Raw genomic sequence first — 22770 nt, forward strand, 5'->3', positions numbered from 1 at the left:
CTCCCGCCGATCGGCCCGGAACCGCGCCGCGCCCCCGCCGGGCAGTCGCCCGACGGGGGCGCGGCGCGTGCCGAGGGCCGGTCGTCACATGTTGATCATGTGGCCGGCCAGGCCGTGGATGGCCTCCTTGACGGCCTCGCCCAGGGTCGGGTGGGCATGCACGTTGCGGGCGACCTCGTTGACGGTCAGGTCCCACTGCTGGGCCAGCGTCAGCTCCGGCAGCAGCTCGGTGACCTCGGGGCCGATCAGGTGGGCACCGAGCAGCTCGCCGTGCGTGTTGTCGCTGATGACCTTGACGAAGCCGATCGGGTGGCCGAGGCCGTGCGCCTTGCCGTTGGCGGTGAACGGGAACTTGGCGACCTTGACGTCGTGGCCCAGCTCGCGCGCCTGGGCCTCGGTGTACCCGAAGGAGGCGATCTGCGGTTGGCAGTAGGTGGCGCGCGGGATCATGACGAAGTCGACCTCCATGGTCTCCGCCCCGCCGATGGTCTCGGCGGCGATCACGGCCATCGTCTCGGCGGCATGCGCGAGCATCAGCTTGGCGGTCACGTCGCCGATCGCGAAGATGTGCTCGACGCTGGTGCGGCCGCGGCCGTCCACCGCGATGGCGTTGCGGTCGGTGAGCTTGACCCCGGTGTTCTCCAGGCCGTAGCCGTTGACCCGCGGCGCGAAGCCGATCGCCTGGAGCACCTTGTCGGCCTCCAGCACCTGCTGCTGCCCGTCCTTGGTGACGGTGACCCGGACCTTGGCGTTCGGGTCGCTGTCGTCGATCGACTCGACCCGGGTGGAGGTCAGCACCTCGATGCCCAGCTTGCGGTACTGCTTGGCGAGTTCGGTGGAGACCTCGACGTCCTCCAGCGGCACCACGCGGTCCAGGAACTCGACGATGGTGACCTTCACGCCGTAGTTGTGGAGCACGTAGGCGAACTCGACGCCGATCGCGCCGGCGCCCGCGATGATGATGCTCTCCGGCAGCTGCTCGGTGAGGATCTGCTCCTCGTAGGTGACCACGCGGTCGCTCAGGCTGGTGCCGGGCAGCAGGCGGGTGGTGGCACCGGCGGCAATGACGCAGTGGTCGAAGGTGACGACCTCGAAGCCGCCGCCGCTCAGCGCGACCTGGAGGGTGTGCTCGTCGACGAAGGTGCCCCAGCCGTCGTACTCGGTGATGCCGTTCTTCTTCATCAGGTAGTGGACGCCCTTGACCCGGCCGTCGGCCACCGAGCGGCTGCGCCGGAAGGCCTCGCCGAAGTCGAAGGTCACCTGGCCCTCGACCTTGATGCCGAAGGTCTTGGCCTCCTTGGTGAAGATGTGGGCGAGCTCGGCGTTGCGCAGCAGGGCCTTGGAGGGGATGCAGCCGACGTTGAGGCAGACGCCGCCCCAGTACTTGGCCTCGATGACCGCGACCTTCAGGCCCAGCTGGGCCGAGCGGACGGCGGCGGTGTAGCCGCCGGGGCCCGCGCCGAGGACGACGACGTCGTAGTGCGTGCTCATGTTGCTGACTCCTCCGAGGATGTCACCGTGTCGTGATCTCGGTCCCATGGTGTCAGGACCGGACCCGGCGCACCCACCGGGTCTCGGCGGATGCGCTCCGCGCGGCACCGTACCGGTCCGCGACCGGATTGTCAGTGTCCTGCGCTACGGTGACCGCACCCACGGCCACCAGGGGCGATGGGGCGGGGAGGTCCCGGATGGAGCAGTCCCGGACGGAGCGGTCGGGTACGGCGGTCGGGTGGGCCCGCGGGCCGGGAGCGGCGGCGGGCCCACCCGGGCGTCAGGCCGCCACCCCGCCGGAGTGGGTGTCGCTCGTGCCGCTGATACCGGTCGCCGCGGCGCCGGGCACCGCCTTGGCGGCCGGGCGCTGGACCGGGACGGGCCGGTGGAGCGAGGAGAGGTCCCAGGCGTAGGTGCCGACGGCGTTCGCGATCACGTCGATGTTGACGTCGAAGACGCCCATGTCGATGTTGCCCAGGTTGTCGCAGGCCTTGTGGTAGCACCCGTCGTACGCGGCGCCGGCGGTGCCGCCGTAACGGGCCGCCTGCTCCGGGGACTTGACCTTCTCGGCGCCGGTGTCGGTGCCGCCGGCCGGGATGCCCGCGTCGATGAACGGACCGTAGTCGGAGCGGCCGTCGAAGAGGGTCGGGTCGTGCGGCAGGCCCCGGCCGTCCAGGTAGCCGTTGATGTCCCGTTCCAGCTGCGCCGAGCCCTCGGGGCCCGCGTCGCCGCCGGCGCTGCCCGAGCCGTTGTAGACGAACTGCGCGTAGTTGGGGGACGCGATCATGTCGAAGTTGAGGTAGAGGCCGATCTTCTTCTTCTCCGCGTCGGAGAGGGAGTTCACGTACGCCTCGGCCCCCTTGAGGCCGAACTCCTCGGCCGACCACCAGGCGAACCTGACCTTGTTCTTCACCGGGTGGACGCTGAGGTTCTTCGCGACCTCCAGGACGCCGGCCGTGCCGGAGCCGTTGTCGTTGATGCCCGGCCCCTCGGGGACGGAGTCGAGGTGCGCGCCGACCATCACGGTGTGGTCCGGGTCGCCGCCGCGGGTCTCGGCGATGACGTTCCAGGTCTTGCGCTGCTCCATGAAGGTCCGGATGTCCAGGGTCACCCGGACGGGCCCGGCGGCGGCCTGGGCGGCCAGGGCCTCGCCCGCGGCCTGGGTGATCCCGCCGGTCGGGATCCGCCCCGCCGTCGGCTCGCTGAGCGTCCCGTTCAGGGTGCCCTCGGTGTTGTTGTAGATGATCGCCCCGGTCGCGCCGACGGCGGCCGCGGCGGCCTGCTTCTCGGCGAAGGAGCATCCACCGCGCCGGATCAGGGCGATCTTGCCGGTGAAGGCGCCCGACGGGTAGTCGGCGGGCGTGCAGCCGGTGGTGGCGCCGACCGGGGCGACCGCCAGGTCCGCGGTCAGGCCCGCCTCCGGGCCGCCCACCGAGTACGTCATGGCGATCACCGGCACCGATTCGGCCTTCGGGGAGACCACGTCGAGGCGCTCGGAGCGGGCCTCGAAGAAGGTGTAGACGAACTCCTGCTTGGACACCTTGAGCCCGGCCCGGCGCGCCTGCTCGTAGACGTACTGCGCGGACTGGTCGTGCCCCTTCGAACCGGCCACCCGGGTACCGCCGTTGCGGTCCGCGATCAACTGGAGAGCGGCCAGCGTGGCCCGCGCGTCCCGGGCGCTGCTCGCCTCGACCAGCCGGGAGGCCAGCTTGGCGCCCTTGCGCGCCGGGTCCGGGTCGGCCGAGGCACTGCCGGCGCCGGCCAGCAGCAGCGGGGCGACCAGCGCGGCGACGGTCAGGGCGGCGCCCGCGCCACGCCGGGTGACGGCGGTTCGCGGGCGCCCTGTGGAGGTGGCGGGGTCCTCCGGGACGGAGCGGTCGAGCGGGGAGGTGGGGCGACGGGTGCGCAGCATCAAGGGAGCTCCATCCGACGGGCCGTGAAGGTCATGAGGGTCATGATTTGACATGACCGGAATCCCGTTGCCAAGCCTTTACGCAGACCTTGCGAGATGCGGGTCGTGGCGCGCGCGGTGATATTGGAGGGGTGGGGGCGTCTCATCCAGGAGTGTGACCAGATGTCCATGATGGATAAGCTCAAGAACCTGCTGAAGGGCCACGAGGAGCAGGCCGACAAGGCCGTCGACAAGGCGGGCGACACCGTCGACCAGCGCACCCAGGGCAAGTACAGCGGTCAGGTGGACGACGCCCAGGAGCAGCTCAAGAACCAGTTCCGCGACCAGCCGCCGCAGCAGTAGCGGCTCCTGCCTCCCGCGGGCCGTCCGACCCGGGACCCATGCGGCGCCCGGGTCAGGCCTTCGGGGGCTCCGCCGCGTCCGGCGGGCCGCCTCCGCCCTGGCCGTCGGCTTGACCGTCGGCGCCGCAGTTCTCGCAGGGTCCCGGTCCGGGCCGCTCGCGCAGCCGTCCGCACTCCGGGCACACCAGCTCCAGCCAGCAGGCCGGCTCGCCGCCTTCGTCCATGGGGTCGATTCTGCCCGGGGCGTTCCCGCGAACGCGAGTAGACACTGTCTACGAACACCTGGTAGACAGTGTCTTCATGACCGAACAGGAACAGGACCTACGGGCCCGACTGGTGGCCGCCGGCGTCGAGTTGGTGGCCGAGGGCGGCGTCCAGGCGCTCGGCCTGCGCGAGATCGCCCGCCGCGCCGGGGTCTCGCACGGCGCGCCCCGCCGCTACTTCCCCACCCACCGCGAGCTGCTCGCCGCCATCGCCCAGCAGGGCTTCGGCAGGCTCACCGACACCCTCGCGGGAGCCGACGCCCTCACCGCCACCACCGGCGCCGACGCCCGCACCCGCCTCGACGCGCTCGCCCGCGCCTACCTCGGCTTCGCGGCCGCCAACCCCGGCATGTTCGAGCTGATGTTCCGTCACGACCTGCTGGAGGGCAGCGGCGCCGAACTGCGCCGCACCACCCTGCCGCTCTTCCTGACCTTCGTCGGCCTGGTCTCCGAGGTGCACCCGCGGTCCGACGATCCGGCCGCCGCCACCGCCGCCCTCTGGTCCAACCTGCACGGCCTCGCCCAGCTGCGCACCTGGGGCAGCCTTCGGCTCATCACCGGCGACGATTCCATCGAGCCGCTGCTGCGCGCGACGCTGGACGCCCACCTCGGCCCGGCCGCGCGGTGAACCCGCGGCACCGCCGGGGGCTCGTCCTGGCCGCGAGCATTACCGGCGCCGTCCTGGTCGCCGTCGACGGCACCGCGCTGACCGTCGCCCGGCCGGCCCTCCAGCACGACCTGCACGCCTCCGTCGCCGCCGTCCAGTGGGCCGGCACCGGCTACCTGGTCACCGTCGCCGCCCTGCTGGTCTTCGCCGGCCGCCTCGGCGACCGGTACGGGCACCGGCGGGTCTTCGCGCTCGGCGTGACCGGCTTCGCCGCCGCCTCGCTCGGGATCGCCGTGGCGCCCGGCATCGGCTGGGTCGTCGCCCTGCGCGTCCTGCAGGGCGCGGCCGGCGCGCTGCTGCAACCGGCCACCCTGGGCATGCTCCGGACCGCCTGGCCCGCCGACCGCCTGGCCGGTCCGATCGCCATCCGCACCGCCGCCATCGGGCTCGCGGCGGCGGCGGGGCCGCTGGTCGGCGGGGCGCTGACCACGCACCTCGGCTGGCGGTCGGTCTTCCTGCTGGGCCTGCTGCCCGCCGCGGCCGCCCTCCTGGCGGCGCTCGCGGTGCCGGCCCGGGCCGGATCGCCCGACACCCGGTCCCCGGCCGCCGGACGCGGCAGCGGGCACGACAGCGAGCACGACGGCCGGCACGGCAGCGGGCTCGACCTGCCCGGCGCGGCCCTGCTCGCACTCGCGCTGGCCTTCCTGGTGGAGAGCCTGGTGACGCTGCCGGACACCGGCCCGCCGGCCGTCCCACTGCTCTGCCTCGCCGCATCCGGAGTCCTCGCCCTCCTCCTGGTCCGGCACGAACGCCGGACCGCCGATCCCCTGCTGCCGCCCGCGCTGTTCCGCTCCACGGCCGTCGCACCGCCGCTCGTCGTCCTGCTCGCCGCCTCCGCCGCCCTCCAGGGCGCACTCTTCCCGGCCGCCTACTACCTCCAGGACGTGCTCGGGCTCGACCCCCTGCAGAGCGCCCTGCGAGCGGTGCCGCTCGCGGTGGCGATGATCCTCGCGGCGCCCGGTTCCGCCCGGCTGGCGAAGCGTCACGGCGAACGGGCGGTGGTGCTGCCGGGGATGGCACTGATCACCGCGGGGGCACTGCTCACCGCGGGGCTCGGCACCGGTTCCGGGACGCTCGCGATCGGCGGCTGCTTCGCACTGCTCGGCACCGGCTTCGGTGCGGTGATGGCCACCGCCACCACGATGGTGGTCCGGGGTGCGTCCGCCGCCCGGGCCGGGGTCGCGGGCGGCCTGCAGCAGACCGTCCTGAACATCGGCCCGGCCCTGGGCATCGCCCTGGCCACCACCGCCGCCGGCCGCACGGACCCCGGCGCGGCGCTCGCGCCGTCCGCGCTGACCATGACGGCGGTGGCCGGCGCGGGAACACTGCTCGCCGCGCGGCTGCCCGGACGGGCGGCTGGACCGACGGCCGGTGGGGCCACCGATCGGGCCGCCGGTCCGACGTCGGGCGCGCGGCCGGAGCTCCAGTCCACCAGCGCCTCGGCCATCCCGCGCACCGGGTCCGGACCGTAGCCGTCGGCGTTGTCCACGCCGTACACCGGCGGGACGTCCTGCCCGGCGAACACCCGCTGGTACCAGTTGCGTTCGACCACGGCGACATGCCGAACCAGCCCCAGCAGGGTCATCGTGGACGGCGGGACGGACGCCAGCCGCGCCTGCCGGTCGTCGAGCCCGTCGACCTTGCGGGCGAGCGTGGCCCGCTGGAAGTCCAACCAGCTCTCCAGCATGGCGCGTTCATCGGCGTGCGGGGGCGGGATCGGCCGCCCGTCCGGGGTGAGTGCCATGGCCCCCACTCCGGCACACGCCCGCTGCGGCCCCGCGCGGACTCCGCGACCGTGTCAGTGCGGCGAGCAGCGCGAGCTGCACGGCCGCGCCCACCGCCGGCCCGAGCCACACCCCCGACACCCCCAGCGGCCCGGACAGGGCCGCCGAGGCGGCGAGTTGGGCCCCGAGACCGAGCAGGACGGAGACCACCATCGGGCGCCCGGCGCCCGCCGCCTGGTGCACTCCGCCGACCGCCACCACCAGCGCGTACGGCAGCAGGTAGAGGGCCGCCGAGCGCAGGAAGCCGACGGACTGCGCGGCCACCGCCCGGTCCTCGGTGAAGAGCGCGGTCAGCGGCACCGCGAGCGTGACGGCAAGCACCGCCGCCACCCCACCGAGCAGCGCGGCGAGGCGTCCGGTGGCGCGGCGCAGGGTGTGCAGCGCGGCGCCCTCTCCCGCGCCGGTCAGCCGTGCCGCCTCGATCGCGGCGGCCTGGCGCAGCGCGTAGAAGGCCATGGTGACGACGAGCAGGACGCGGTAGCCGAGGCCGTAGCCGGCCACCGCCGCGACGCCGAAGCCCGCGACCAGGCCGAGTTGGGCGGTTCCGACGGCCATCCGGGCGGTGAAGTCCAGACCGAACGGTGCGCCCGCGCGCAGGATCCGTACCGCCGCCGCACCCGCTCCCCCGGTGCCGCCGGGGTCCTGCGGCCGCGGCTCTGTGCGTCGCACCGGCTGCGGTTCCGCGTGCCGCCCCGGCTGCGACTCCGTGTGTCGTACCGGCTGCCGCAGTCGCCGCACGCGCCGCACGCGCAGGGTGGCGGCGAGGGCGATCGCCCGGGAGAGGACCAGGGCCAGGGCGGCGCCCGGCACGCCGAGGGCGGGCAGCGGCCCCGGGCCGAGGATCAGCAGGGGGTCGAGGAGGAGCAGCAGCGCGTTGGAGAGCAGGGCGATCCGCATCGGGGTGCGGGTGTCGCCCGCGCCCTTGAACAGCTCGTCGGCGACGCGCTGGCCGACGAAGAGCGCGAAGGCCGGGAACGCGACGGCGAGGTAACCGGCGGCCTGTTCGGCGGCTTCGCCGTCCAGGAAGGCGCCTGCCAGCCGGTCGCGCAGCAGGAAGCCGGGGACGGCGAGCGCCGCACTGACGGCGGCACAGAGCCGCCAGGCCGCGCAGGTGGTCCGGGCGGCTTCGGCGTGGTCGCCCGCACCGAGGGCGTGGGAGAGCCTGACGCTGGTGCCGGAGGCGACCACCAGGACCAGACCGAGCAGCAGGTTCTCGACGGTGCCGGCCAGGGTGACGGCGGCTACTGCGGCCCCGCCGAGACCGGCCACCCAGAGGGCCCCGATCACCGAGGCGATCACCCCGGACAGCAGCTCCGCGTAGACGGGTACCGCCAATGCCGTGAGTCGGCGCAACTGGCCGCGCATGCCCTTCTCCCTTCCGCTGTGGTGCTCGTGCGTGACCGGACCAGCCCCGGCGCGGCACTGGCCCGCCTCGGCTCTCCTCGATCGGCTGCGGCCCTCTCGACCTGCCTCGAATAGAGATACATCGTTTCGAGGCACATCGACAAGAGGTAATATGACGACTCCGCAGGGCGCACTCCGACCGAAGGGCTCCAGCCGTGTTGACGCTCGCGATCCTCGGCTTCCTGTACGACCAGCCGCTTCACGGCTACGAGCTCAAGTCCCGGATCACCGGACTGACCGGTCATGTCCGACCGGTGAGCGACGGCGCGCTCTACCCCGCCATCGCCCGGCTGGAGAAGGCCGGACTGCTGCACCGCCGCACCGAACCGGGCAGCGGCGCCGCACCGCGGCAGACGCTGGAGCTGACGGCGCAGGGGCGGGCCGAACTGCTGCGCCGACTGGCCGACCCGGAGCAGGCCGAGATCACCGACCAGATCCGCTTCTTCACCGTCACCACGTTCCTGCACCACCTCGCCGACCCGCCCCGGCAGGCCGCCGTGCTCCGCCGTCGGCTGGCCTTCCTGGACGCTCCGAGCAGCTTCTTCTACGACGGGACGGGGCAGCCGGTGACCGCCGAGCGCGAGCCGAACCCCTTCCGGCGCGGGATGCTGCTCGTCGCCCGGGCCTCCACCGCGGCCGAGCGGGCCTGGCTGTCCGAGACCGTCGCGGAGCTGGATCGGGCGGCCGGGGCGGAGCCCTCGGAAGCCCCCGGCTCACCGACGGAGCCGCAGTCCTCGGAACGCTAGGCCGACCAGGCGAATCCAGAGCGGAACCGAAGGCGCACGCCCCTGCCGAACAGCGGAGCGAAAATCCGAATTCAGGCCGTTCCGCACCGGGTTCCCCCCGGCCCCGGCGTCGCTATGATGATCCGCCTCACGTCCTCGGCGTCCCCCTCCGCGGGCGTGATCCGCCACCGCGCCCCGCCGTCCCCCTGGAGGCCGCCGTGCCCGATTCCGAGACCGCGGTCGAGGCCGCAGTCCACTCCGCGCCGCTGAAGCGGGACGACATTCCCGGCTGGTTCTTCAGCCTCGACCGGGCCGCCTTCAGCCACCTGCTGTCCGCCCAGAGCGCGGCCGGCGTCACCGGCGACGTCCTGGAGCTCGGCAGCTACCTCGGCCGCAGCGCCGTCCTGCTCGGCGACCACCTGCGGCCGGGCGAGCGGCTGACGGTCTGCGACCTGTTCGACTCCGAGGCGGGCGACGCCGAGAACGCCGCCGAGATGAACATGTCCTACCGCAGGACCCTCACCCGCAGCGCCTTCGAGGCCAATTACCTCGCCTTCCACGGCGAACTGCCCGAGATAGTGCAGGCCCCGACCTCGGCGCTGGCCGACGGCCGCGTCCGGGCGCACAGCTGCCGCTTCGTCCACGTCGACGCCTCCCACCTCTACGAGCACGTCGCCGGGGACATCGCCGTGGCCCGCGCCGCGCTCGCCGAGAACGGCGTGGTCGCCCTGGACGACTACCGCTCCGAGCACACCCCGGGCGTCTCCGCCGCGGTCTGGGAGGCGGTCTTCACCGGCGGACTGCGGCCGGTCCTGCTCACCCCGATGAAGTTCTACGGCACCTGGGGAGACGCGGCGGCCGTCCAGGCGGTCCTGAAGGAGCGCGACTGGTGGGCCGAGGGGTACACCGTCGACGAGGACACCATCGCCGACGCCAAGGTGCTGCGTCTCAACTACCAGGTCAAGGCCCCGGTCCAGCGGTCCACGCCGCGCCGGCTCGCCCTCGAACTCCTGCCCCCGGTCGCGACCAAGGCCACCCGCCGGATGCTCCGGACGCTGCGCGAACGCCGAGCCGTCCCCCCGGTCCCGAGCGCCTGAGCGCCCGACCCCTCACCGGGCCCGCCCCCACGGCGGGCCCCGGCGGCTTTCCAGGCCTTCCACGCCTTCCGCGCTTTCCAGGTCTCCGCCTTCTCCGCCTTCTCGACGACCGTGACGTCACCCCGGCCGTCCTCCATCGTGCCGACGCGCCGACCTCTTTGTCGGATCAGCATATTTGCGGGCGTTCCTATTGTCCGCCTGCATTCACTCTAATGAGGGAACCTCTCTTAAAGATTTGCCCACGGAACATTAAAGGGCGCATAGTGATGACACCTCAGTTCGGTCTGATGAAAACCAAGTTCAGGCAAAGTCATCCCTAGCAAGGAGTAGGCCTTGTACTACGGAAACACGGCATCGGACAGCCCCGGGCAGCGGCTTCGCGCGGAGATCGCGGGCCCGGGGACGACGCCCCTGATCGGCGTCCACGACATGTACTCGGCCTCCATCGCGGCCGAGCACTACGACGGCATGTTCGTCTCCGGCTTCGGCTTCGCGGCCTCCTACTACGGGCTGCCCGACATCGGTTTCATCGCCTGGCCCGACATGGTGGGGTTCGTCGAGCGGCTGCGCGGGGCCTTCCCCCGGCACCACCTGCTGGTCGACATCGACGACGGGTACGTCGATCCGGAGGTGGCCTGCCACGTCGTGCGCAGGCTCGAACGGATCGGCGCGTCGGGCGTGATCCTGGAGGACCAGAAGCGGCCGCGCCGCTGCGGGCACGCGGACGGCAAGCTGGTGCTGCCGCTGGAGGAGTACCTGGAGAAGCTGGAGCTCGTCCTCGCCAACCGGACGGACCTGGTGGTGGTCGCCCGCACCGACGCCACCGAGGAGGACGACATCCTGCGCCGGGCCCGGGCGCTCGCCGCCACCGACGCCGACGTGGTACTGGTGGACGGTGTACGCAGCGAGGAGTGGATCCGCCGGATCCGCCAGGTGGTCGGCGACAAGCCCCTGCTGTTCAACCAGATCGCGGGCGGGAAGTCGCCCCGGCTGTCGCTCTCGGAGCTGTCGGAGCTGGGGGTGGACGTGGCCATCTACAGCACGCCGTGCCTGTTCGCCGCGCACCGGGCGATGGACGAGGCGCTGGCCGGGCTGAAGAGCGCCGACGGGCGGCTGCCGGCCCCGGCCGGGGGGCGCGAGCAGGTCGGCGTGCGGGAGTCCACCGAGCTGCTGGAGCGGAACATCTCGCGCCCCAGCGGGCTGATGGCGGTGACGGCATGAGGACCGGGCTGCGCGGGGCCGCCCCGCCCTCGCCGGCCACTGCCCTGCCGACCACCGCCCTGCGGGCCACCGTGCTGGGGCTGGCCGGAGCCTGCGCCCTGCTCGCGGGAGCCGCGTCGCCCGCGACGGCCGGCGGCGGGCTGATCACGGTCGTGGACAACTCGAACGCGGACTCCTGGCTGGAGATCGACCGGACGGCCAACCTCCAGAACGGCAGCGGCTCGGCGGGCAGCGACCACGACGGCGCCGGCTCGTTGGTCGGCGGACTGCTCGGGCCCGGTTCCTCCTCCAGGCCCTCGGTCCGCCCGATGGCGGAAGGCGGCCCGTGACCGACCGTCCGGCGCGCCCGGAGCAGCCACCAGGGCTCCGGGCGCGCATGGCCGGGGAGCACACAGCGCAAGGACACGAACCGGGGCGCGCGGCCCGGGGGCACCGGGACCAGGCACCCGGGGAACGGACCCAGCCGCAACGCGCCCCCGGGCCCCGCTCCCGCAGGCTGCTGCCGCGCTGGCTGGACCCGTACATGGCGGCGCTGGCCGGCACCGTCGGACTGGCCGCGCTGTTCCCGGCCTCCGGCACCTCGGCACGAGTCGCCGGGGTGGCCTGCGACCTCGCGGTGGCGCTGCTGTTCTTCCTCTACGGTGCCAGGCTCTCCACCCGCGAGACGCTGGCCGGGCTGCGGCACCTGCGGCTGCACGGGCTGGTACTGGCCGCCACCTTCGTCCTCTTCCCCCTGCTCGGCGTGGCCACCGCACTGCTCACGCCCGTCCCACTGACCGGGCAGCTGCACACCGGGGTGCTGTTCCTCTGTCTGGCGCCCTCCACGGTGCAGTCCTCGGTGGCGCTCACCGGCGCCGCCGGGGGCAACGTGCCGGCGGCGATCTGCGCGGGCACCTACTCCAGCCTGGCGGGGCTGGTGCTCACGCCCCTGCTGGCGGCCTGGCTGCTGGGATCGCACACCGCGCTGTCCGCCGACGGACTGCTGCGGATCGGGCTGCAGTTGCTCGCGCCGTTCCTGCTCGGGCAGTTGCTGCGGCCGTGGCTCGGCGGTCCGCTGTCCCGGCACAAACGGGTGCTCACCCCGGTGGATCGCGGCTCGATCCTGCTGGTCGTCTACACGGCGTTCAGCGCGGCGGTATCCCAGGGCATCTGGGGCCTGGCCACTCCCCTCGCGCTGCTCGGGCTGCTCGCGGTGCTGCTCGCCCTGCTCGCCGCCGCCCTCGCGGCCACCGGGCTCGGCGCGCGGCTGCTGGGGCTCGACCGGTCGGCCACCATCGCGGCAGTGCTCTGCGGTTCGCAGAAGAGCCTGGCCAACGGCCTGCCGATGGCCACCGTCCTGTTCGGCGCGCAAGCCGGCCTGCTGGTACTGCCGTTGATGCTCTACCACCAGCTCCAGCTGATCGTCGGCACCGTACTCGCCGGACGCTGGTCACGGGCTCCCACGGCCGCCGCCGCGCCCGGCCCGGTCCCGGCCGCGCTCACCGGTCCGGGCGCTCCGCCAGCACCCGGCTGATCCCCCGGCGCAGCCTGACCGAGGCCCCCGGGAGGCGGCCGAGCCGGTGCAGCCGTTCGACCGGCAGCTCCGGCCTGCCGGCCAGCTCCAGGACGGCCGCGTACGGCCGGTCGCCCTCCCGCAGGCGGTCGCCCACGAGATCAACCAGCCCCTCCAAGGCCTCGCCCATGAGGGCGGGGTGGGCCGCGAGCAGCTGAAGGAGACAGTTGTCGTTCCACACCACCTGCCGGCGCCCGGCCAGTGCGGCCAGCAGATCGGTGGGGGCGGCCGGGTTGCGGGCGATCGCATGCCAGACGAACGGGTACTCCCCGATCGCCAGTTGGCGCAGGACCTCGGGGTTCGAGGTCCGTTCGGCGAGCCGCCGGTAGTCGCCGCCGTCGTGCAGGTGCTTGAGGGCCTCCACGTCGTCCGTCGTGTCTGCCGTCACCGTCATGTCCACCCCCTCGCTGTCGTTCGCACAGGGGCGCGACCCCAGCAGGTCGGCGCCGGGTGATCAGTCTTCATTCCGCTTCGACGGGGGTGCTGAGGGCGGTGTCCGGGAGGGTGGGCAGCGGACCTGCGGGCGGCAGCTCCCAGACCGCCGGGTCGGGGGCGAACGGGCCGACTCGGTCCAGGAGCTGGACGAGGGCGAGGTCCCGTGCCCGGTCCATCCACCGATGGGTGGCCTCGTCGATGACGCCGAGGCGCCGGGCGTGGGCGTACTCGTCCTCGTCCTTCCAGCTGTACGTCGAGAGATCGGGGGTGATCACCAGGTCCAGGAAGAGGTCGAGGGTGTCGAGACCGATGGCCGTCCGCCGGTACGGGCGCTCGAAGTTGACGTACCAGTACAGCGGCCGGCCGTCGGGCGTCAGGAAGCGGTGGACGCTGAACGGCGCTCCGGCGGTGAAGCGGCTGAGCACCACCGTGTCGCGCCAGGTCCAGTCATCGAGTTCCCACCGGCCGGCGGCGAGGTCCTCGACGCAGTCCAGCCGCGCGGCGTCGTCCCCCGCGCGGGCGGCGGCGGTCCAGCCGGCCGGGGCCAGGGTCTCCGTCCCCGGGCGGGCGGTGAGGGTCAGGGTCGCGCCGTCGTCCGCGAGCACGGTGTACGGCATGGCCGACCAGACCCTGCCGTGGGCGACGTCCCGTCGCACGGCGGTGCCGCCCGGGGCGAAGACCGGGGAGAAGGCCGGGGCCGTCATCGGATGTAGTAGGCCCGGTTGTGGGCGGCGACCGGCGGGGACTGGTAGGTCCAGACCCCGGCCGCCGGGGCGTCGGCGATCAGGTGGGCGAGGTCGCGGGCCGACTCCTCCGCGGGGTTGCCGAGGTCGAGCCGGACGCGGTCGGCGGTGCGGTCGTCCAGGGCGTAGTAGCGGTAGGGCTGGTAGACGTTGAGCGGCCCGGCCAGCAGCTTGCCCTCGTCGTCGGTGCCGTAGCCGGTGATCGGCGTGTTGTTGACGGACTCGGGGGTGAGGCCGACCAGGTTCACGTCCAGGGCGAGGAGTTCCTCGTCGTGGCGGATCAGCCCGTCCTGCCCGAGGCCGGCCCGACGGCAGGAGACCGTCCAGCGTTCGCGCACGTCGGGCGCGTTGAGGGAGGGCAGGGTGGTCTCGAACCAGCCCGGGTGCTTGGGCTCGGCGTACAGCCGGCGCCCGGCGTCGATGGCGAGCGGGTTGTCGCAGAGGACGTGCAGCCGGGCGATGCCGAGCAGCTTGGTCTGGTCGTACCCCCGGGCGTACTGGCCGTAGTCGACCACCGGCATCCGCTCCTCGGCGAAGAGCGGGTGGGCGATCAGGTTGATCTCCAGCTCCTGGGTGATGCCGCCGCCGTTCGGATACTGGGCGAAGTAGAGCTGGTAGTTGAGCGAGACGCAGGCCCCGCCGTCGAAGGCGGCGACGTTCAGCCCGGGGTGGCGCTTGGCGAGCAGTTCGCGCGCCCGCGCGCGGTCGACCAGGTAGTCGACGCCGATGTTGTGCAGCGCACCGTAGTGGAAGGGCAGGTGGTACGGCTCCGGTACGGGCGGCAGCGGCAGGCCGGTCATGAGGACTCCGAGGACGGGAGAGACAGGAGAGACGGGGGAACGGCGGGGGCGGTACGAGGGTTCAGGGGGCGGCCGGTGGTGCCACGGCCGCCGGGCGGTGCAGCTCCAGCAGGTCGTGGTGCATCCGCTCGGCGCTGCGCAGCGCGAGGGCGGCCATGGTGAGCGAGGGGTTGGAGGTGCCCAGGGAGGGCATCGAGCCGCAGCCGACGGCGTACAGGTTGGGGTGCTCCCAGCAGCGCTGCCAGTGGTCGACCACCGAGGTCGCGGGCGAGTCGCCCATGATGTGGGTGCCTCCGGCGTGGCCGGCGCCGCGGTAGCCGTGGACGCTTCCCCGGTGTTCGAGCCGTCCCGGCCATCCGGCCGCCGGGTAGGCGGTGTGGTCCTCGGCGCCGAGCAGGGCGAACAGCTGGTCGGAGACGGCTCGGGCGGAGGTCATCCCCTCGCGGACGTACTCCGAGAGGTCGTAGCGGATGGCCGGGCCCGGCAGACCGAGCGGGTCGCGCCGGTCCGGGTCGAGGGTGACCCGGTTGGCGGGGTCTGCGGGCTGCTCCAGCTCGAACTGGAGCGAGAACTGACGGCCCAGCCGGTCACCGAGGCGGTCGCGGAGCTCCTTGCCGCGCAGGCCCGCCGCGAGCAGCGCCGCCGCCTCGGCCTCCGGCGCGCCGCCCGCCCAGGACCAGCCCCAGTTGCCGATCTCGATCCGGAACGGCGCCCGGCGCTCCCGCCCGGGGCCGAAGCGGAAAGCCTCCAGGCCGCTGGTGGAGCCGGGTCCGCGGTAGGGGCCGACCGGGCGGGGCATCAGCCCCCAGGTGAGCAGGGCCGGGTGGTCCATCAGGTTCCGGCCGACCTGGTCGCTGCGGTTGGCCAGGCCGGACAGGAGCAGCAGCCGGGCGTTCTCGATCGCGTGCGCGGCGAGGACGACCAGGTCCGCCTCCACCCGGTGGGCCGTCCCGCCCGCGAGGTACTCGACTCCCCCGGCCCGCCCGGTCTCCGGGTCGGCCAGCACCCGGCTGACGACGGCCTCCGTGCGCAGTTCGACCCCGGCCGCCCAGCGGGCCTGGGTGCGCAGCGGGGTGTACTTGGCGCCGGTCGGGCAGGCGGGGACGCAGCTGGCGCTGCCCGCGCAGAGCGGCCCGTCGGCGGATCCGGGCCTGGTCGGCACGCCGTTGCGGGCGTGCGGGGTGGCGGTGACGGCGAGCCGGGCGGGGCCTGGCACGGCGGGGTCGCGGACGGTCCGTCCGTCGAGGGCGCGGGCCAGTTGCCGGTCGAGGAAGCTCGCCGGAACGGCTCGCATCGGGAAGTCGTAGCCGTCCGGGATGGGCAGTCCGACGGCGCGGCGTTGCTCCTCGGTGTCGGCGGCGACGCCGAGTTCCCGTTCGGCCTCGCGGTAGTGGGGTTCCAGGTCGTGGTAGCCGATCGGCCAGTTGCGGCCGTGGCCGAGGTCTCCGGTGCGGAAGTCCTCGGGGTGCATGCGCGGGGTGAGCCCGGTCCAGAGCAGTCCGGTGCCGCCGTTGGCCCGCAGGTAACCGCTGGCGTAGGGCAGCGGCCCGTCCTGGCGGAGGTGGCCGGTGGCGGTGAAGCCGCCGTCCGGGTTTCCGGCGAGGTCGGTGACGTCGGGTGACGGGGCCTCGGGGCTGTGCGGGTAGGGCGAGGTGGGCGGTCCGCCGCCGGCCGCGCGGTGGGCGGTGGCGGTCTCGGCGCCGGTGGGCGCGGCCCGTCCGGCTTCCAGGACGAGGACCCGCCAGCCCTGCGCACCGAGGCGGTGGGCGACGAGGGTCCCGGCGAAGCCCGCGCCGACCACGACGGCGTCCCAGCGGGCGCTCATCGGCGCTCACCGCCGTTGTCCGGCGCCACTGCGCTTCGGGGTGCCTCGGCCCAGCTGCCGTGGCCGGGGGCGGCGGAGCCGGGCGGGACGGCGTGGAAGGTCCGCCAGACCAGTCCCTGGTCGTGGGCCCGGGCGGAGGAGGGTGCCTCGCCGGGCCAGGCGCCGACGTACCAGAGGTGGACCAGGGCGTGCTCGTCGCGCACCTGGTGGGCCAGCGTGGTGCGGTGGTGCTCGTCCGCCATGCCGGTGGAGCGCAGTTCGGGGACGTCGAATCCGGTCAGCTCGGCGCAGACGCGCAGGAACTCGTCCAGGTCGGCCAGGGCGTCGACGTACTGGTTCGCGACGGGGTCCCAGCACTCCGCCAGGTCGTAGTCGGCCGGGTGGTCGTCGGACACGGGCACGCGGGCACCCCCATGGTCGGCAACGGGTGGCCGAGGCATGACAGGCCGGACGGCGCAACGGTCCGTACGGCGCGACAGGCCCCACAACGCGGCAGGCCAGGGCGACCCGTCCACCGGACGACCCGGCCTGCCACCGCGATCATGCCGCGCCTCCTCACCACCGGAAACGCGTTGCACGAATCTGCCCGGACTTCGTCATCCCTTGTCCGGTCGGCCGCGTGTCACGATCATCCGGCGTCCGCTTCCGGTCGGCCCAGCGCCCGTACGGCCGCCAGGACGTCCAGGCCGAGCTCCGGGTCGGCGTCCTCGGGCAGGCTGACGGACAGCCGGGTGACCAGACCCGCGTACCGGCGGTGGATCTCCCGGGCGACCTCCTCGACCGGACCGCAGACCGCGAAGGCGTCGAACACCTCGTCGTCGATCAGCGCGGCCATCTCCGCCCAGCGGCCGCGCACCGAGTGGGTGTGCAGCTCCTCCTGGAGCCCCTCCCAGCCGTGCTGCGCCAGCACCGGACGGTAGGCCGGCGTGGAGGCGTAGAACGCGAGCCGCTCACGGGTGGCGGCCCGGTTGGCCGCCAGCTCCTCCTCGGTGCGGCCGGTGGCGGTGAGCACGCTGCCGACGATCTCGAACGGCCGCTCCGTCCATGCGGCGCCCTCCGCCTCGGCCCGGGCGCGCTCCTCGGTCAGGCCCGGCAGCACCTGCTCGGTCAGGTAGGCGGTGGAGGAGAACGGGTGGCTCAGGAAGCCGTCGGCCACCGCCCCGGCGGTCCGGGTCATCAGCGGCCCGACGCCCGCCAGCAGGATGCGCGGCACGCCGGACGGGACCGGGTCCGGGGAGAACACCGGCGTCATCACCGTGTGGGTGTAGAACTCGCCCCGGAAGCGCAGCCGTTCGCCGGTCTGCCAGCTGTGCCAGATCGCCCGCACCGCGTGCACGTACTCGCGCATCCGGGCGGCCGGACGGTCCCAGGGCATTCCGAAGCGCTTCTCGATGTGCGGCTTGACCTGCGAGCCCAGCCCGATGACGGCGCGTCCGCCGGAGGCCGCGTGCAGTCCCCAGGCCTGGTAGGCGAGGGTCATCGGGGTCCGGGCAAAGGCCACCGCGATGCCGGTGGCCAGCTCGATCGACTCGGTCCGGTCGGCCGCGCGGGCCAGCTGGAGGAACGGGTCGTACGCGGTCTCGGCCACCACCAGCCGGTCCATGCCCCGGCGTTCGGCCCGCTCGGCGGCGTCCAGGATGCCCGCCGGGTGCCCGGAGGCGGTGGCGTCGAGCCCGAGGGTAGCGGGTCGGGGGGCGGCGGGCCGGAGGGTGGCGGGTCGGTCCATGGGCTGGGCTCCTGGTCGCGGGCGGCTGCGGTACCCGGGTAGCCTGCCACGTCACCTGCCGTCGACGTCCCCGCCCACGTCTCCCGGCGCCGCGAACAGCCGGTCCAAGTGCCGGTCCACGGCCGCGAGCACGGCGTCGGGCCCGACCACGTCCAGCTCCAGCAGCGTGGCGAACCCGGTGAGCGCGAGCAGCAGGTCCGTCTCCACCACCGGATCGCGGTCGGGCGCCAGCTGCCCGTCGGCAATCGCCTGCCGGAGCACCTGCTCGACCATCGCCCGCCCCTGGAGCAGGCCGCCGCGCGCCCGAGCGTGGACCTCCTCGTCGTGCAGCGCCTCCAGCACGTAGGCGGCGCTCATCCGGCTGGTCGCCCGCGCGTCGGCGTGCAGCGGCAGCTGCTCGACCAGCATCGCCCGCAGCACGTCGCGCGGATGCGGCCGCCCGCCGAGCGCTCCCATCGCCAGGCCGACCCGCCGCGCGCTCTGCTCGCCGGCGAAATCCATCGCGAAGGAGAGCATCTGCGACCGAGAGCCGAAGTAGTGCTGGAGCTGCCCGAGCGAGATGCCGGCTTCCTGCGCGACCTCGCGCATCGTCAGGTGGGTGGCGCCGCGCCGTTCCACGACCCGCCACAGCGCGCGGGCGATCGTCTCCCGGCGTTCCCGGTGGTCGACCTGCTTCGGCATCGGCGGCGGCTCCTCGTCCTCGCTCCGCGCGCCGCGGAGCCTTTTCCATACACTTGACATAATACAGCTGACCTATAACGTGGGAAGCCTTCCGAGGGAGGAGCGCGCACATGCCGGAACAGCCCGTCATCCGCACCACCGAGGGACTCGTCCGCGGCCGCTGGGCACCGCGGCACTGCCAGGAACAGCAGCAGGAGGAGCACGCGCGGCCGGGGGGCCGGGAGCTCGCGGTCTTCCGCGGCATCCGCTACGCCCGACCGCCCGTCGGGGCCCTCCGCTTCGCCGCCCCCGTCGAGCCCGAGTCCTGGGACGGCGTCCGCGAGGCCACCGCCTTCGGACCCGTCGTCCCGCAGTCCGGGCCGATGCCCGCCAGGACGTCCGGAGCGTCCGGAGCGTCCGGAACGTCCGAGGACACCGACTGGCTGACGCTCGACGTCTGCACGCCCGATCCGGGCGCGGCCGGACTGCCGGTGCTGGTCTGGATCCACGGCGGCGGGTTCATCTCCGGGACCGCCGGCGACCCGCTGTACGACCCGACCGCCCTGGCCACCGCCGGGCTGGTCGTGGTGAGCATCAACTACCGGGTCGGCGCCGAGGGCTTCGCGCTGCTGGCGGGCGTCCCCGCCAACCGTGCCTTCCTGGACCAGATCGCCGCCCTGCACTGGGTTCGGCGCAACATCGCCCGCTTCGGCGGGGACCCGGCCCGGGTGACCGTCGCCGGGCAGTCCGCGGGCGCCGGCTCGGTCGCCGCCCTGCTCTCGACGGACCGGGCCCGCGGCCTCTTCCGGCGGGCCGTCGCCCACTCGGTGCCGGGCAACCACTGCACTCCCGCGCTGGCCGCCGAGGTCACCGCCGAACTCGCGAAACTGCTCGGCACGGCCCCCACCGCCACCGCGCTGGCCGAGGTGCACCCCTGGCGCCTGGCCTCGGCGGTCACCGACCTGGGCGCCGCACTGCCGACCCACCTCGCGCGCTGGGGCCGGCTGGCGCACAGCGGCATCGCCACCGTCCCGGTGGTCGACGGCGAGGTCCTGCCGGGCTCTCCCTGGTCGGCGCTCACCGCCGGCGTGGACCTGCTGGTCGGTCACACCCGGGACGAGTTCCGGCTGTTCAGCGTGCTCAGCGGCCGACACGGCGGCTTCACCGAGGAGAAGGCCCGGCTGATGCTGGAGCTGTTCGCCCCGCCGCCGGGCGGCCCGGACGCCTACCGGGCCGCCCTCCCGGGGGCGACGCCCTCCGAACTCCTGGAAACCGTCGGCTCCGACGCCCTGTTCCGGGTGCCGTCCGTCCGACTGGCCGAGGCCAACGCGGCCGCCGGCGGCACCTCGTACCTCTTCGAGCTCGCCCTGCCCGCGCCCGCTCTCGACGGCGCCTTCGGCGCCTGCCACGGCCTGGACGTGCCGCTCGCCTTCGGCAGCCTGGACAGCCCGCTGGCACGGCAGTCCCTCGGCGACCGGCCCCCGCCGGAGGCGGTCCGGGTCTCGGCGGAACTGCGGCGGGCCTGGGTCCGGTTCGCCACCACCGGCGACCCGGGGTGGCCCGCCTTCGAACCGGACGGGCAGCTCACCCGGGTCCTGGACGCCCGCTCGCAGACCGTCCGCTACCCGGAACAGGCCACGCACCGGATCTGGGCGGGCCACCCCCTCACCGCCTACGACCTCCGCTGACGGCGGCCCGGCACGGCAGGAGCCCGCCCGGCGGCGCCGGACGCCGCGCCGCAGCACCACCGCACCGGGCCCCGCCCCGGCCGCTACTTCGCCGAGTCCGCCAGCAGCTTCAGCAGCCCGGCGGCCACCAGGGCCGAGGAGGCCGGGTTCTGGCCGGTCACCAGGTTGCGGTCGACCACCGCGTGCGGCGCCCAGGGCTCGCCCTCCTCGAAGTCCACGCCCAGCGCGACCAGCCGGTCCTGGAGCAGCCACGGCGCCCGGTCGGCCAGGCCCGCCTGGACCTCCTCGGCGTTGGTGAAGCCGGTCACCCGGTACCCGGCGAACGGCGAGCCGCCGTCATCGGTCCGTGCCGCGAGCAGCGCGGCCGGGCCGTGGCAGACCACGCCCAGCGGGCGTCCCGAGGCGAGCGCCCGGGTGAGCAGCCGACCGGAGTCGGCGTCGACCGCCAGGTCCTCCATCGGGCCGTGGCCGCCGGGGTAGAACACGACGTCGTAGTCGGCCGGGTCGACCTCGGCCAGCACCAGCGGCTGCCGGAACTCGGCGATCTTCGCCAGCTCCTCGGCCAGCTCGGGGTCGGCCAGGCTGGCCCGGTCCGCGACCGGGACGACGCCGCCCGGGGTGGCGACCGCGACCCGGTGGCCCGCCCCGGTGAAGGCGCGGTACGGGACGACCGCCTCCTCCGCCCAGAAGCCGGTCGGATGCTCGGTGCCGTCGTTCAGCGTCCAGACCTTCGAGCCGGTCACGACGAACAGGATGTCGGCCATGGGGTGTGCCTCCAGGGGTGCCGCGGTCCTCGCCGCGACGGTCCGCCGCGGCGCTCACGCCGTCGACGCTAGACGCGCCCTGCCTGCGGGAACCAATGGGCCACGCGATACCGGGCATCGGAATTCCGATACCTCACCCGGACCGTCGAGCCCGCCGGCCGGCCATCGGAATCCCGTAGGCTCGCCGGCATGAGCGATCGGCCGACCACCGGCTCCGGCCCGCTGGACCTCAACCAGCTGCGGACCTTCCTCGCCGTGCACCGGGCGGGCTCCTTCACCGCGGCCGCGCATCTGCTGGGCCTGTCCCAGTCCACGGTGACCGCGCAGATCCGGGCGCTGGAGCAGCGGCTCGGCCGGGAACTGTTCGAGCGCCGGGCGCGCGGGGTCAGCCCGCTGCCGTACGCCGACGACCTCGCCACCCGGCTTTCCGGGCCGCTGGACCGGCTCGCGGGCCTCGCCGACGGGCGCGGTGGCGGCGCGCCGGAGCCGGTCCACCTCGCCGGGCCGGCCGAGTTCCTCGGCACCGTCCTGCTGGCGGAGCTGGCCCCGCTCGTCGCGGAGGGCATCCAGCTGCGGATCACCAGCGGGCTGACCGACCCCCTGCTGGCGGAACTGCGGGCCGGGCAGCACGACCTGGTGGTCGCCACTCGGCGGCCGCCCGGCCGGACGCTGCTCGCCGAACCGCTCGCCGACGAGGAGTTCGTCCTGGTCGCGGCCCCGCTCTGGGCCGAGCGGCTGGCCGGCCGGGAGCTGCCCGGCGCGCTGGCCGAGGTCCCGCTGCTCAGCTACGCCGAGGACCTGCCGATCGCCCGCCGCTACTGGCGGCACGTCTTCGACCGACGTCTGCACGCCCGGGCCGCGGTCACCGTGCCGGACCTGCGGGCGGTGCTCGCGGCGGTGACCGCGGGCGCGGGCTGGAGCGTACTGCCCGGCTACCTGTGCCGGGCCGAACTCGCTTCCGGCGCCCTGCGGTTGCTCCACGAGCCGGCCGATCCGCCGATCAACACCGCGTACCTGGTCCGCCGCCCGGCCGGCTCGGCCAACCCGCACGTGGGCCTGGTCCGCGAGCGCCTGCTGGCCGCGGCCCGCACCTGGGCCTGACCCGGCGGCTCCCGGCCCGGGCGGCGACTTCGACGCAGTCGCGAACGTCGAGTTCAGCCGTGCGGCGGCAAGGTGCGTCCTGACCGTCCCGAGGGAGACGTACAGGCGGTCGGCGATCCCGTGGTCGGTGAGGCCATGGCGGCGGCCCGGACGGTCGCCGGCTCGCGGTCCGACAGCGGGTGCCGGTCGGCACCGGGCAGTGGCGGGCGGGCCCGGCGGGAGGTGAAGTGGCGCAGCAGGCGGACGGTGACCTGCGGGGAGCCCATGGCCTCACCCCGGGCGGCGGCGCGGACCGCCTCGATACCGTCGCCGGCCTCGGCGACGGCATCGATGTCGGGTTCGGCGTCGAGGATGCAGCGGAAGCCGGTGCGGACCATGCACTGGTCGTCGGCGAGCAGGACCCGGGGCCGCTCCGGCCTTCGCCGGTCGGCCGCCCGCGTCTGCGGGGTGTGGCGGGGGTCTCAACGGCGGCCGGTCGGTGGTGACCCGGTGTGACGGTGGTGGGTCCGTCAGCGATGCCGTCGGATCCCGGCCGGTGAGGGCGCTCACACACGGATGCGATGAACGACGA

Annotated in this window: 23 protein-coding genes and 1 pseudogene; 10 read left to right on the forward strand and 14 right to left on the reverse strand. The window is 74.2% G+C overall.

From position 1 onward, the window contains the following. Positions 1-84: 84 nt before the first annotated feature. The gene (gene lpdA, locus ACFVVA_RS23470) at positions 85-1491 is read right to left on the reverse strand and encodes a dihydrolipoyl dehydrogenase (protein WP_387692254.1); all 1407 of its coding nucleotides are present in this window, start codon (positions 1489-1491) and stop codon (positions 85-87) included. A 280-nt stretch (positions 1492-1771) separates the two neighbouring features. Further along, positions 1772-3403 carry a M28 family peptidase gene (locus ACFVVA_RS23475; protein WP_387692256.1) on the reverse strand — a complete coding sequence of 544 codons (1632 nt, stop codon included), beginning with the start codon at positions 3401-3403 and terminating at the stop codon, positions 1772-1774. Positions 3404-3565: 162 nt separating this feature from the next. Between ACFVVA_RS23475 and ACFVVA_RS23480 the strand changes: the two genes are divergently transcribed. Beyond that, positions 3566-3745 carry an antitoxin gene (locus tag ACFVVA_RS23480; RefSeq protein WP_387692258.1) on the forward strand — a complete coding sequence of 60 codons (180 nt, stop codon included), beginning with the start codon at positions 3566-3568 and terminating at the stop codon, positions 3743-3745. A 52-nt stretch (positions 3746-3797) separates the two neighbouring features. Here the strand turns inward: ACFVVA_RS23480 and ACFVVA_RS23485 are convergent, their stop codons facing one another. Next, on the reverse strand, positions 3798-3968 hold the full coding sequence (locus tag ACFVVA_RS23485) for a hypothetical protein (RefSeq protein ID WP_387692259.1): 171 nt from the start codon (positions 3966-3968) through the stop codon (positions 3798-3800). 76 nt (positions 3969-4044) lie between these two features. Here ACFVVA_RS23485 and ACFVVA_RS23490 point away from each other — a divergent pair, with 76 nt between their 5' ends. Continuing rightward, positions 4045-4635: a TetR/AcrR family transcriptional regulator gene (locus tag ACFVVA_RS23490; protein ID WP_359903224.1), complete on the forward strand. Its 591-nt coding sequence runs from the start codon at positions 4045-4047 to the stop codon at positions 4633-4635. Further along, positions 4632-6146 (forward strand): MFS transporter, encoded by a 1515-nt coding sequence (locus ACFVVA_RS23495; protein ID WP_387692261.1) that lies wholly within the window; start codon positions 4632-4634, stop codon positions 6144-6146. The genes ACFVVA_RS23490 and ACFVVA_RS23495 overlap by 4 nt, the downstream gene beginning before the upstream one ends. Positions 6147-6154: 8 nt before the next feature. Here ACFVVA_RS23495 and ACFVVA_RS23500 read toward each other — a convergent pair. After that, positions 6155-6418: pseudogene (locus ACFVVA_RS23500) on the reverse strand (DUF664 domain-containing protein); the annotation flags it as partial. Then, positions 6369-7823, reverse strand: a complete 1455-nt coding sequence (locus ACFVVA_RS23505) for an MATE family efflux transporter (RefSeq protein ID WP_387692263.1) — start codon at positions 7821-7823, stop codon at positions 6369-6371. The gene ACFVVA_RS23505 and the pseudogene ACFVVA_RS23500, both read right to left, overlap by 50 nt. Positions 7824-8017: 194 nt before the next feature. Here ACFVVA_RS23505 and ACFVVA_RS23510 point away from each other — a divergent pair, with 194 nt between their 5' ends. The 5 genes from ACFVVA_RS23510 (at position 8018) to ACFVVA_RS23530 (ending at position 12418) form a co-directional block, all read left to right on the forward strand. Then, the gene (locus ACFVVA_RS23510) at positions 8018-8608 is read left to right on the forward strand and encodes a PadR family transcriptional regulator (RefSeq protein ID WP_387692265.1); all 591 of its coding nucleotides are present in this window, start codon (positions 8018-8020) and stop codon (positions 8606-8608) included. 197 nt (positions 8609-8805) lie between these two features. Next, complete coding sequence (locus tag ACFVVA_RS23515) at positions 8806-9684, forward strand: class I SAM-dependent methyltransferase (protein WP_387692266.1); 879 nt, start codon at positions 8806-8808, stop codon at positions 9682-9684. A 333-nt stretch (positions 9685-10017) separates the two neighbouring features. Next, a complete protein-coding gene (locus ACFVVA_RS23520; RefSeq protein ID WP_387692268.1) occupies positions 10018-10905 on the forward strand; it encodes an oxaloacetate decarboxylase in 888 nt (295 codons plus the stop codon). Beyond that, positions 10902-11234 carry a hypothetical protein gene (locus tag ACFVVA_RS23525; protein ID WP_387692270.1) on the forward strand — a complete coding sequence of 111 codons (333 nt, stop codon included), beginning with the start codon at positions 10902-10904 and terminating at the stop codon, positions 11232-11234. Before ACFVVA_RS23520 ends, ACFVVA_RS23525 begins: the two co-directional genes overlap by 4 nt. A gap of 194 nt (positions 11235-11428) precedes the next feature. Then, on the forward strand, positions 11429-12418 hold the full coding sequence (locus tag ACFVVA_RS23530; RefSeq protein ID WP_387692272.1) for a bile acid:sodium symporter family protein: 990 nt from the start codon (positions 11429-11431) through the stop codon (positions 12416-12418). Here ACFVVA_RS23530 and ACFVVA_RS23535 read toward each other — a convergent pair. The 7 genes from ACFVVA_RS23535 to ACFVVA_RS23565 all read right to left on the reverse strand — a co-directional run bounded on the left by ACFVVA_RS23535 (position 12384) and on the right by ACFVVA_RS23565 (position 18667). Beyond that, the gene (locus tag ACFVVA_RS23535) at positions 12384-12851 is read right to left on the reverse strand and encodes a hypothetical protein (RefSeq protein WP_387692274.1); all 468 of its coding nucleotides are present in this window, start codon (positions 12849-12851) and stop codon (positions 12384-12386) included. The genes ACFVVA_RS23530 and ACFVVA_RS23535 overlap by 35 nt on opposite strands. 67 nt (positions 12852-12918) lie before the next feature. Beyond that, complete coding sequence (locus ACFVVA_RS23540) at positions 12919-13596, reverse strand: DUF402 domain-containing protein (RefSeq protein WP_387692276.1); 678 nt, start codon at positions 13594-13596, stop codon at positions 12919-12921. Next, positions 13593-14435, reverse strand: a complete 843-nt coding sequence (locus ACFVVA_RS23545; RefSeq protein ID WP_387692278.1) for a hypothetical protein — start codon at positions 14433-14435, stop codon at positions 13593-13595. The genes ACFVVA_RS23540 and ACFVVA_RS23545 overlap by 4 nt, the downstream gene beginning before the upstream one ends. 61 nt (positions 14436-14496) lie before the next feature. Next, a complete protein-coding gene (locus ACFVVA_RS23550) occupies positions 14497-16260 on the reverse strand; it encodes a GMC family oxidoreductase (RefSeq protein WP_387692279.1) in 1764 nt (587 codons plus the stop codon). Then, positions 16257-16661 carry a hypothetical protein gene (locus tag ACFVVA_RS23555; RefSeq protein WP_387692282.1) on the reverse strand — a complete coding sequence of 135 codons (405 nt, stop codon included), beginning with the start codon at positions 16659-16661 and terminating at the stop codon, positions 16257-16259. Before ACFVVA_RS23555 ends, ACFVVA_RS23550 begins: the two co-directional genes overlap by 4 nt. Before the next feature lie 227 nt (positions 16662-16888). Further along, positions 16889-17986 (reverse strand): TIGR03617 family F420-dependent LLM class oxidoreductase, encoded by a 1098-nt coding sequence (locus tag ACFVVA_RS23560; RefSeq protein WP_387692284.1) that lies wholly within the window; start codon positions 17984-17986, stop codon positions 16889-16891. Between the two features lie 51 nt (positions 17987-18037). Further along, positions 18038-18667, reverse strand: coding sequence for a TetR/AcrR family transcriptional regulator (locus ACFVVA_RS23565; protein WP_387692286.1), 630 nt, complete (start codon positions 18665-18667; stop codon positions 18038-18040). Between the two features lie 110 nt (positions 18668-18777). Between ACFVVA_RS23565 and ACFVVA_RS23570 the strand changes: the two genes are divergently transcribed. Next, a complete protein-coding gene (locus ACFVVA_RS23570) occupies positions 18778-20334 on the forward strand; it encodes a carboxylesterase/lipase family protein (protein ID WP_387692288.1) in 1557 nt (518 codons plus the stop codon). Positions 20335-20417: 83 nt separating this feature from the next. Here ACFVVA_RS23570 and ACFVVA_RS23575 read toward each other — a convergent pair whose 3' ends face one another. Further along, a complete protein-coding gene (locus ACFVVA_RS23575; protein WP_387692289.1) occupies positions 20418-21098 on the reverse strand; it encodes a type 1 glutamine amidotransferase domain-containing protein in 681 nt (226 codons plus the stop codon). A gap of 189 nt (positions 21099-21287) precedes the next feature. Between ACFVVA_RS23575 and ACFVVA_RS23580 the strand changes: the two genes are divergently transcribed. Further along, positions 21288-22199 carry a LysR family transcriptional regulator gene (locus ACFVVA_RS23580; protein WP_387692291.1) on the forward strand — a complete coding sequence of 304 codons (912 nt, stop codon included), beginning with the start codon at positions 21288-21290 and terminating at the stop codon, positions 22197-22199. Positions 22200-22252: 53 nt separating this feature from the next. Here ACFVVA_RS23580 and ACFVVA_RS23585 read toward each other — a convergent pair whose 3' ends face one another. Beyond that, the gene (locus ACFVVA_RS23585) at positions 22253-22576 is read right to left on the reverse strand and encodes a hypothetical protein (RefSeq protein ID WP_387692293.1); all 324 of its coding nucleotides are present in this window, start codon (positions 22574-22576) and stop codon (positions 22253-22255) included. Between the last annotated feature and the right edge of the window lie 194 nt (positions 22577-22770).

Source organism: Kitasatospora sp. NPDC058048, assembly GCF_042885555.1.
Taxonomy (GTDB): domain Bacteria; phylum Actinomycetota; class Actinomycetes; order Streptomycetales; family Streptomycetaceae; genus Kitasatospora; species Kitasatospora lactacystinica.

What these genes read in the sequence shown, in the direction of transcription:
- ACFVVA_RS23570 (WP_387692288.1), top strand. Translation starts at nt 18,778, where the DNA reads ATGCCGGAACAGCCCGTCATCCGCACCACCGAGGGACTCGTCCGCGGC.
- ACFVVA_RS23545 (WP_387692278.1), bottom strand. Translation starts at nt 14,435, where the DNA reads ATGACCGGCCTGCCGCTGCCGCCCGTACCGGAGCCGTACCACCTGCCC.
- ACFVVA_RS23585 (WP_387692293.1), bottom strand. Translation starts at nt 22,576, where the DNA reads ATGGTCCGCACCGGCTTCCGCTGCATCCTCGACGCCGAACCCGACATC.
- ACFVVA_RS23505 (WP_387692263.1), bottom strand. Translation starts at nt 7,823, where the DNA reads ATGCGCGGCCAGTTGCGCCGACTCACGGCATTGGCGGTACCCGTCTAC.
- ACFVVA_RS23560 (WP_387692284.1), bottom strand. Translation starts at nt 17,986, where the DNA reads ATGGACCGACCCGCCACCCTCCGGCCCGCCGCCCCCCGACCCGCTACC.
- ACFVVA_RS23490 (WP_359903224.1), top strand. Translation starts at nt 4,045, where the DNA reads ATGACCGAACAGGAACAGGACCTACGGGCCCGACTGGTGGCCGCCGGC.
- ACFVVA_RS23525 (WP_387692270.1), top strand. Translation starts at nt 10,902, where the DNA reads ATGAGGACCGGGCTGCGCGGGGCCGCCCCGCCCTCGCCGGCCACTGCC.
- ACFVVA_RS23575 (WP_387692289.1), bottom strand. Translation starts at nt 21,098, where the DNA reads ATGGCCGACATCCTGTTCGTCGTGACCGGCTCGAAGGTCTGGACGCTG.
- ACFVVA_RS23580 (WP_387692291.1), top strand. Translation starts at nt 21,288, where the DNA reads ATGAGCGATCGGCCGACCACCGGCTCCGGCCCGCTGGACCTCAACCAG.
- lpdA (WP_387692254.1), bottom strand. Translation starts at nt 1,491, where the DNA reads ATGAGCACGCACTACGACGTCGTCGTCCTCGGCGCGGGCCCCGGCGGC.
- ACFVVA_RS23535 (WP_387692274.1), bottom strand. Translation starts at nt 12,851, where the DNA reads ATGACGGTGACGGCAGACACGACGGACGACGTGGAGGCCCTCAAGCAC.
- ACFVVA_RS23480 (WP_387692258.1), top strand. Translation starts at nt 3,566, where the DNA reads ATGTCCATGATGGATAAGCTCAAGAACCTGCTGAAGGGCCACGAGGAG.
- ACFVVA_RS23565 (WP_387692286.1), bottom strand. Translation starts at nt 18,667, where the DNA reads ATGCCGAAGCAGGTCGACCACCGGGAACGCCGGGAGACGATCGCCCGC.
- ACFVVA_RS23540 (WP_387692276.1), bottom strand. Translation starts at nt 13,596, where the DNA reads ATGACGGCCCCGGCCTTCTCCCCGGTCTTCGCCCCGGGCGGCACCGCC.
- ACFVVA_RS23550 (WP_387692279.1), bottom strand. Translation starts at nt 16,260, where the DNA reads ATGAGCGCCCGCTGGGACGCCGTCGTGGTCGGCGCGGGCTTCGCCGGG.
- ACFVVA_RS23475 (WP_387692256.1), bottom strand. Translation starts at nt 3,403, where the DNA reads ATGCTGCGCACCCGTCGCCCCACCTCCCCGCTCGACCGCTCCGTCCCG.
- ACFVVA_RS23530 (WP_387692272.1), top strand. Translation starts at nt 11,429, where the DNA reads ATGGCGGCGCTGGCCGGCACCGTCGGACTGGCCGCGCTGTTCCCGGCC.
- ACFVVA_RS23485 (WP_387692259.1), bottom strand. Translation starts at nt 3,968, where the DNA reads ATGGACGAAGGCGGCGAGCCGGCCTGCTGGCTGGAGCTGGTGTGCCCG.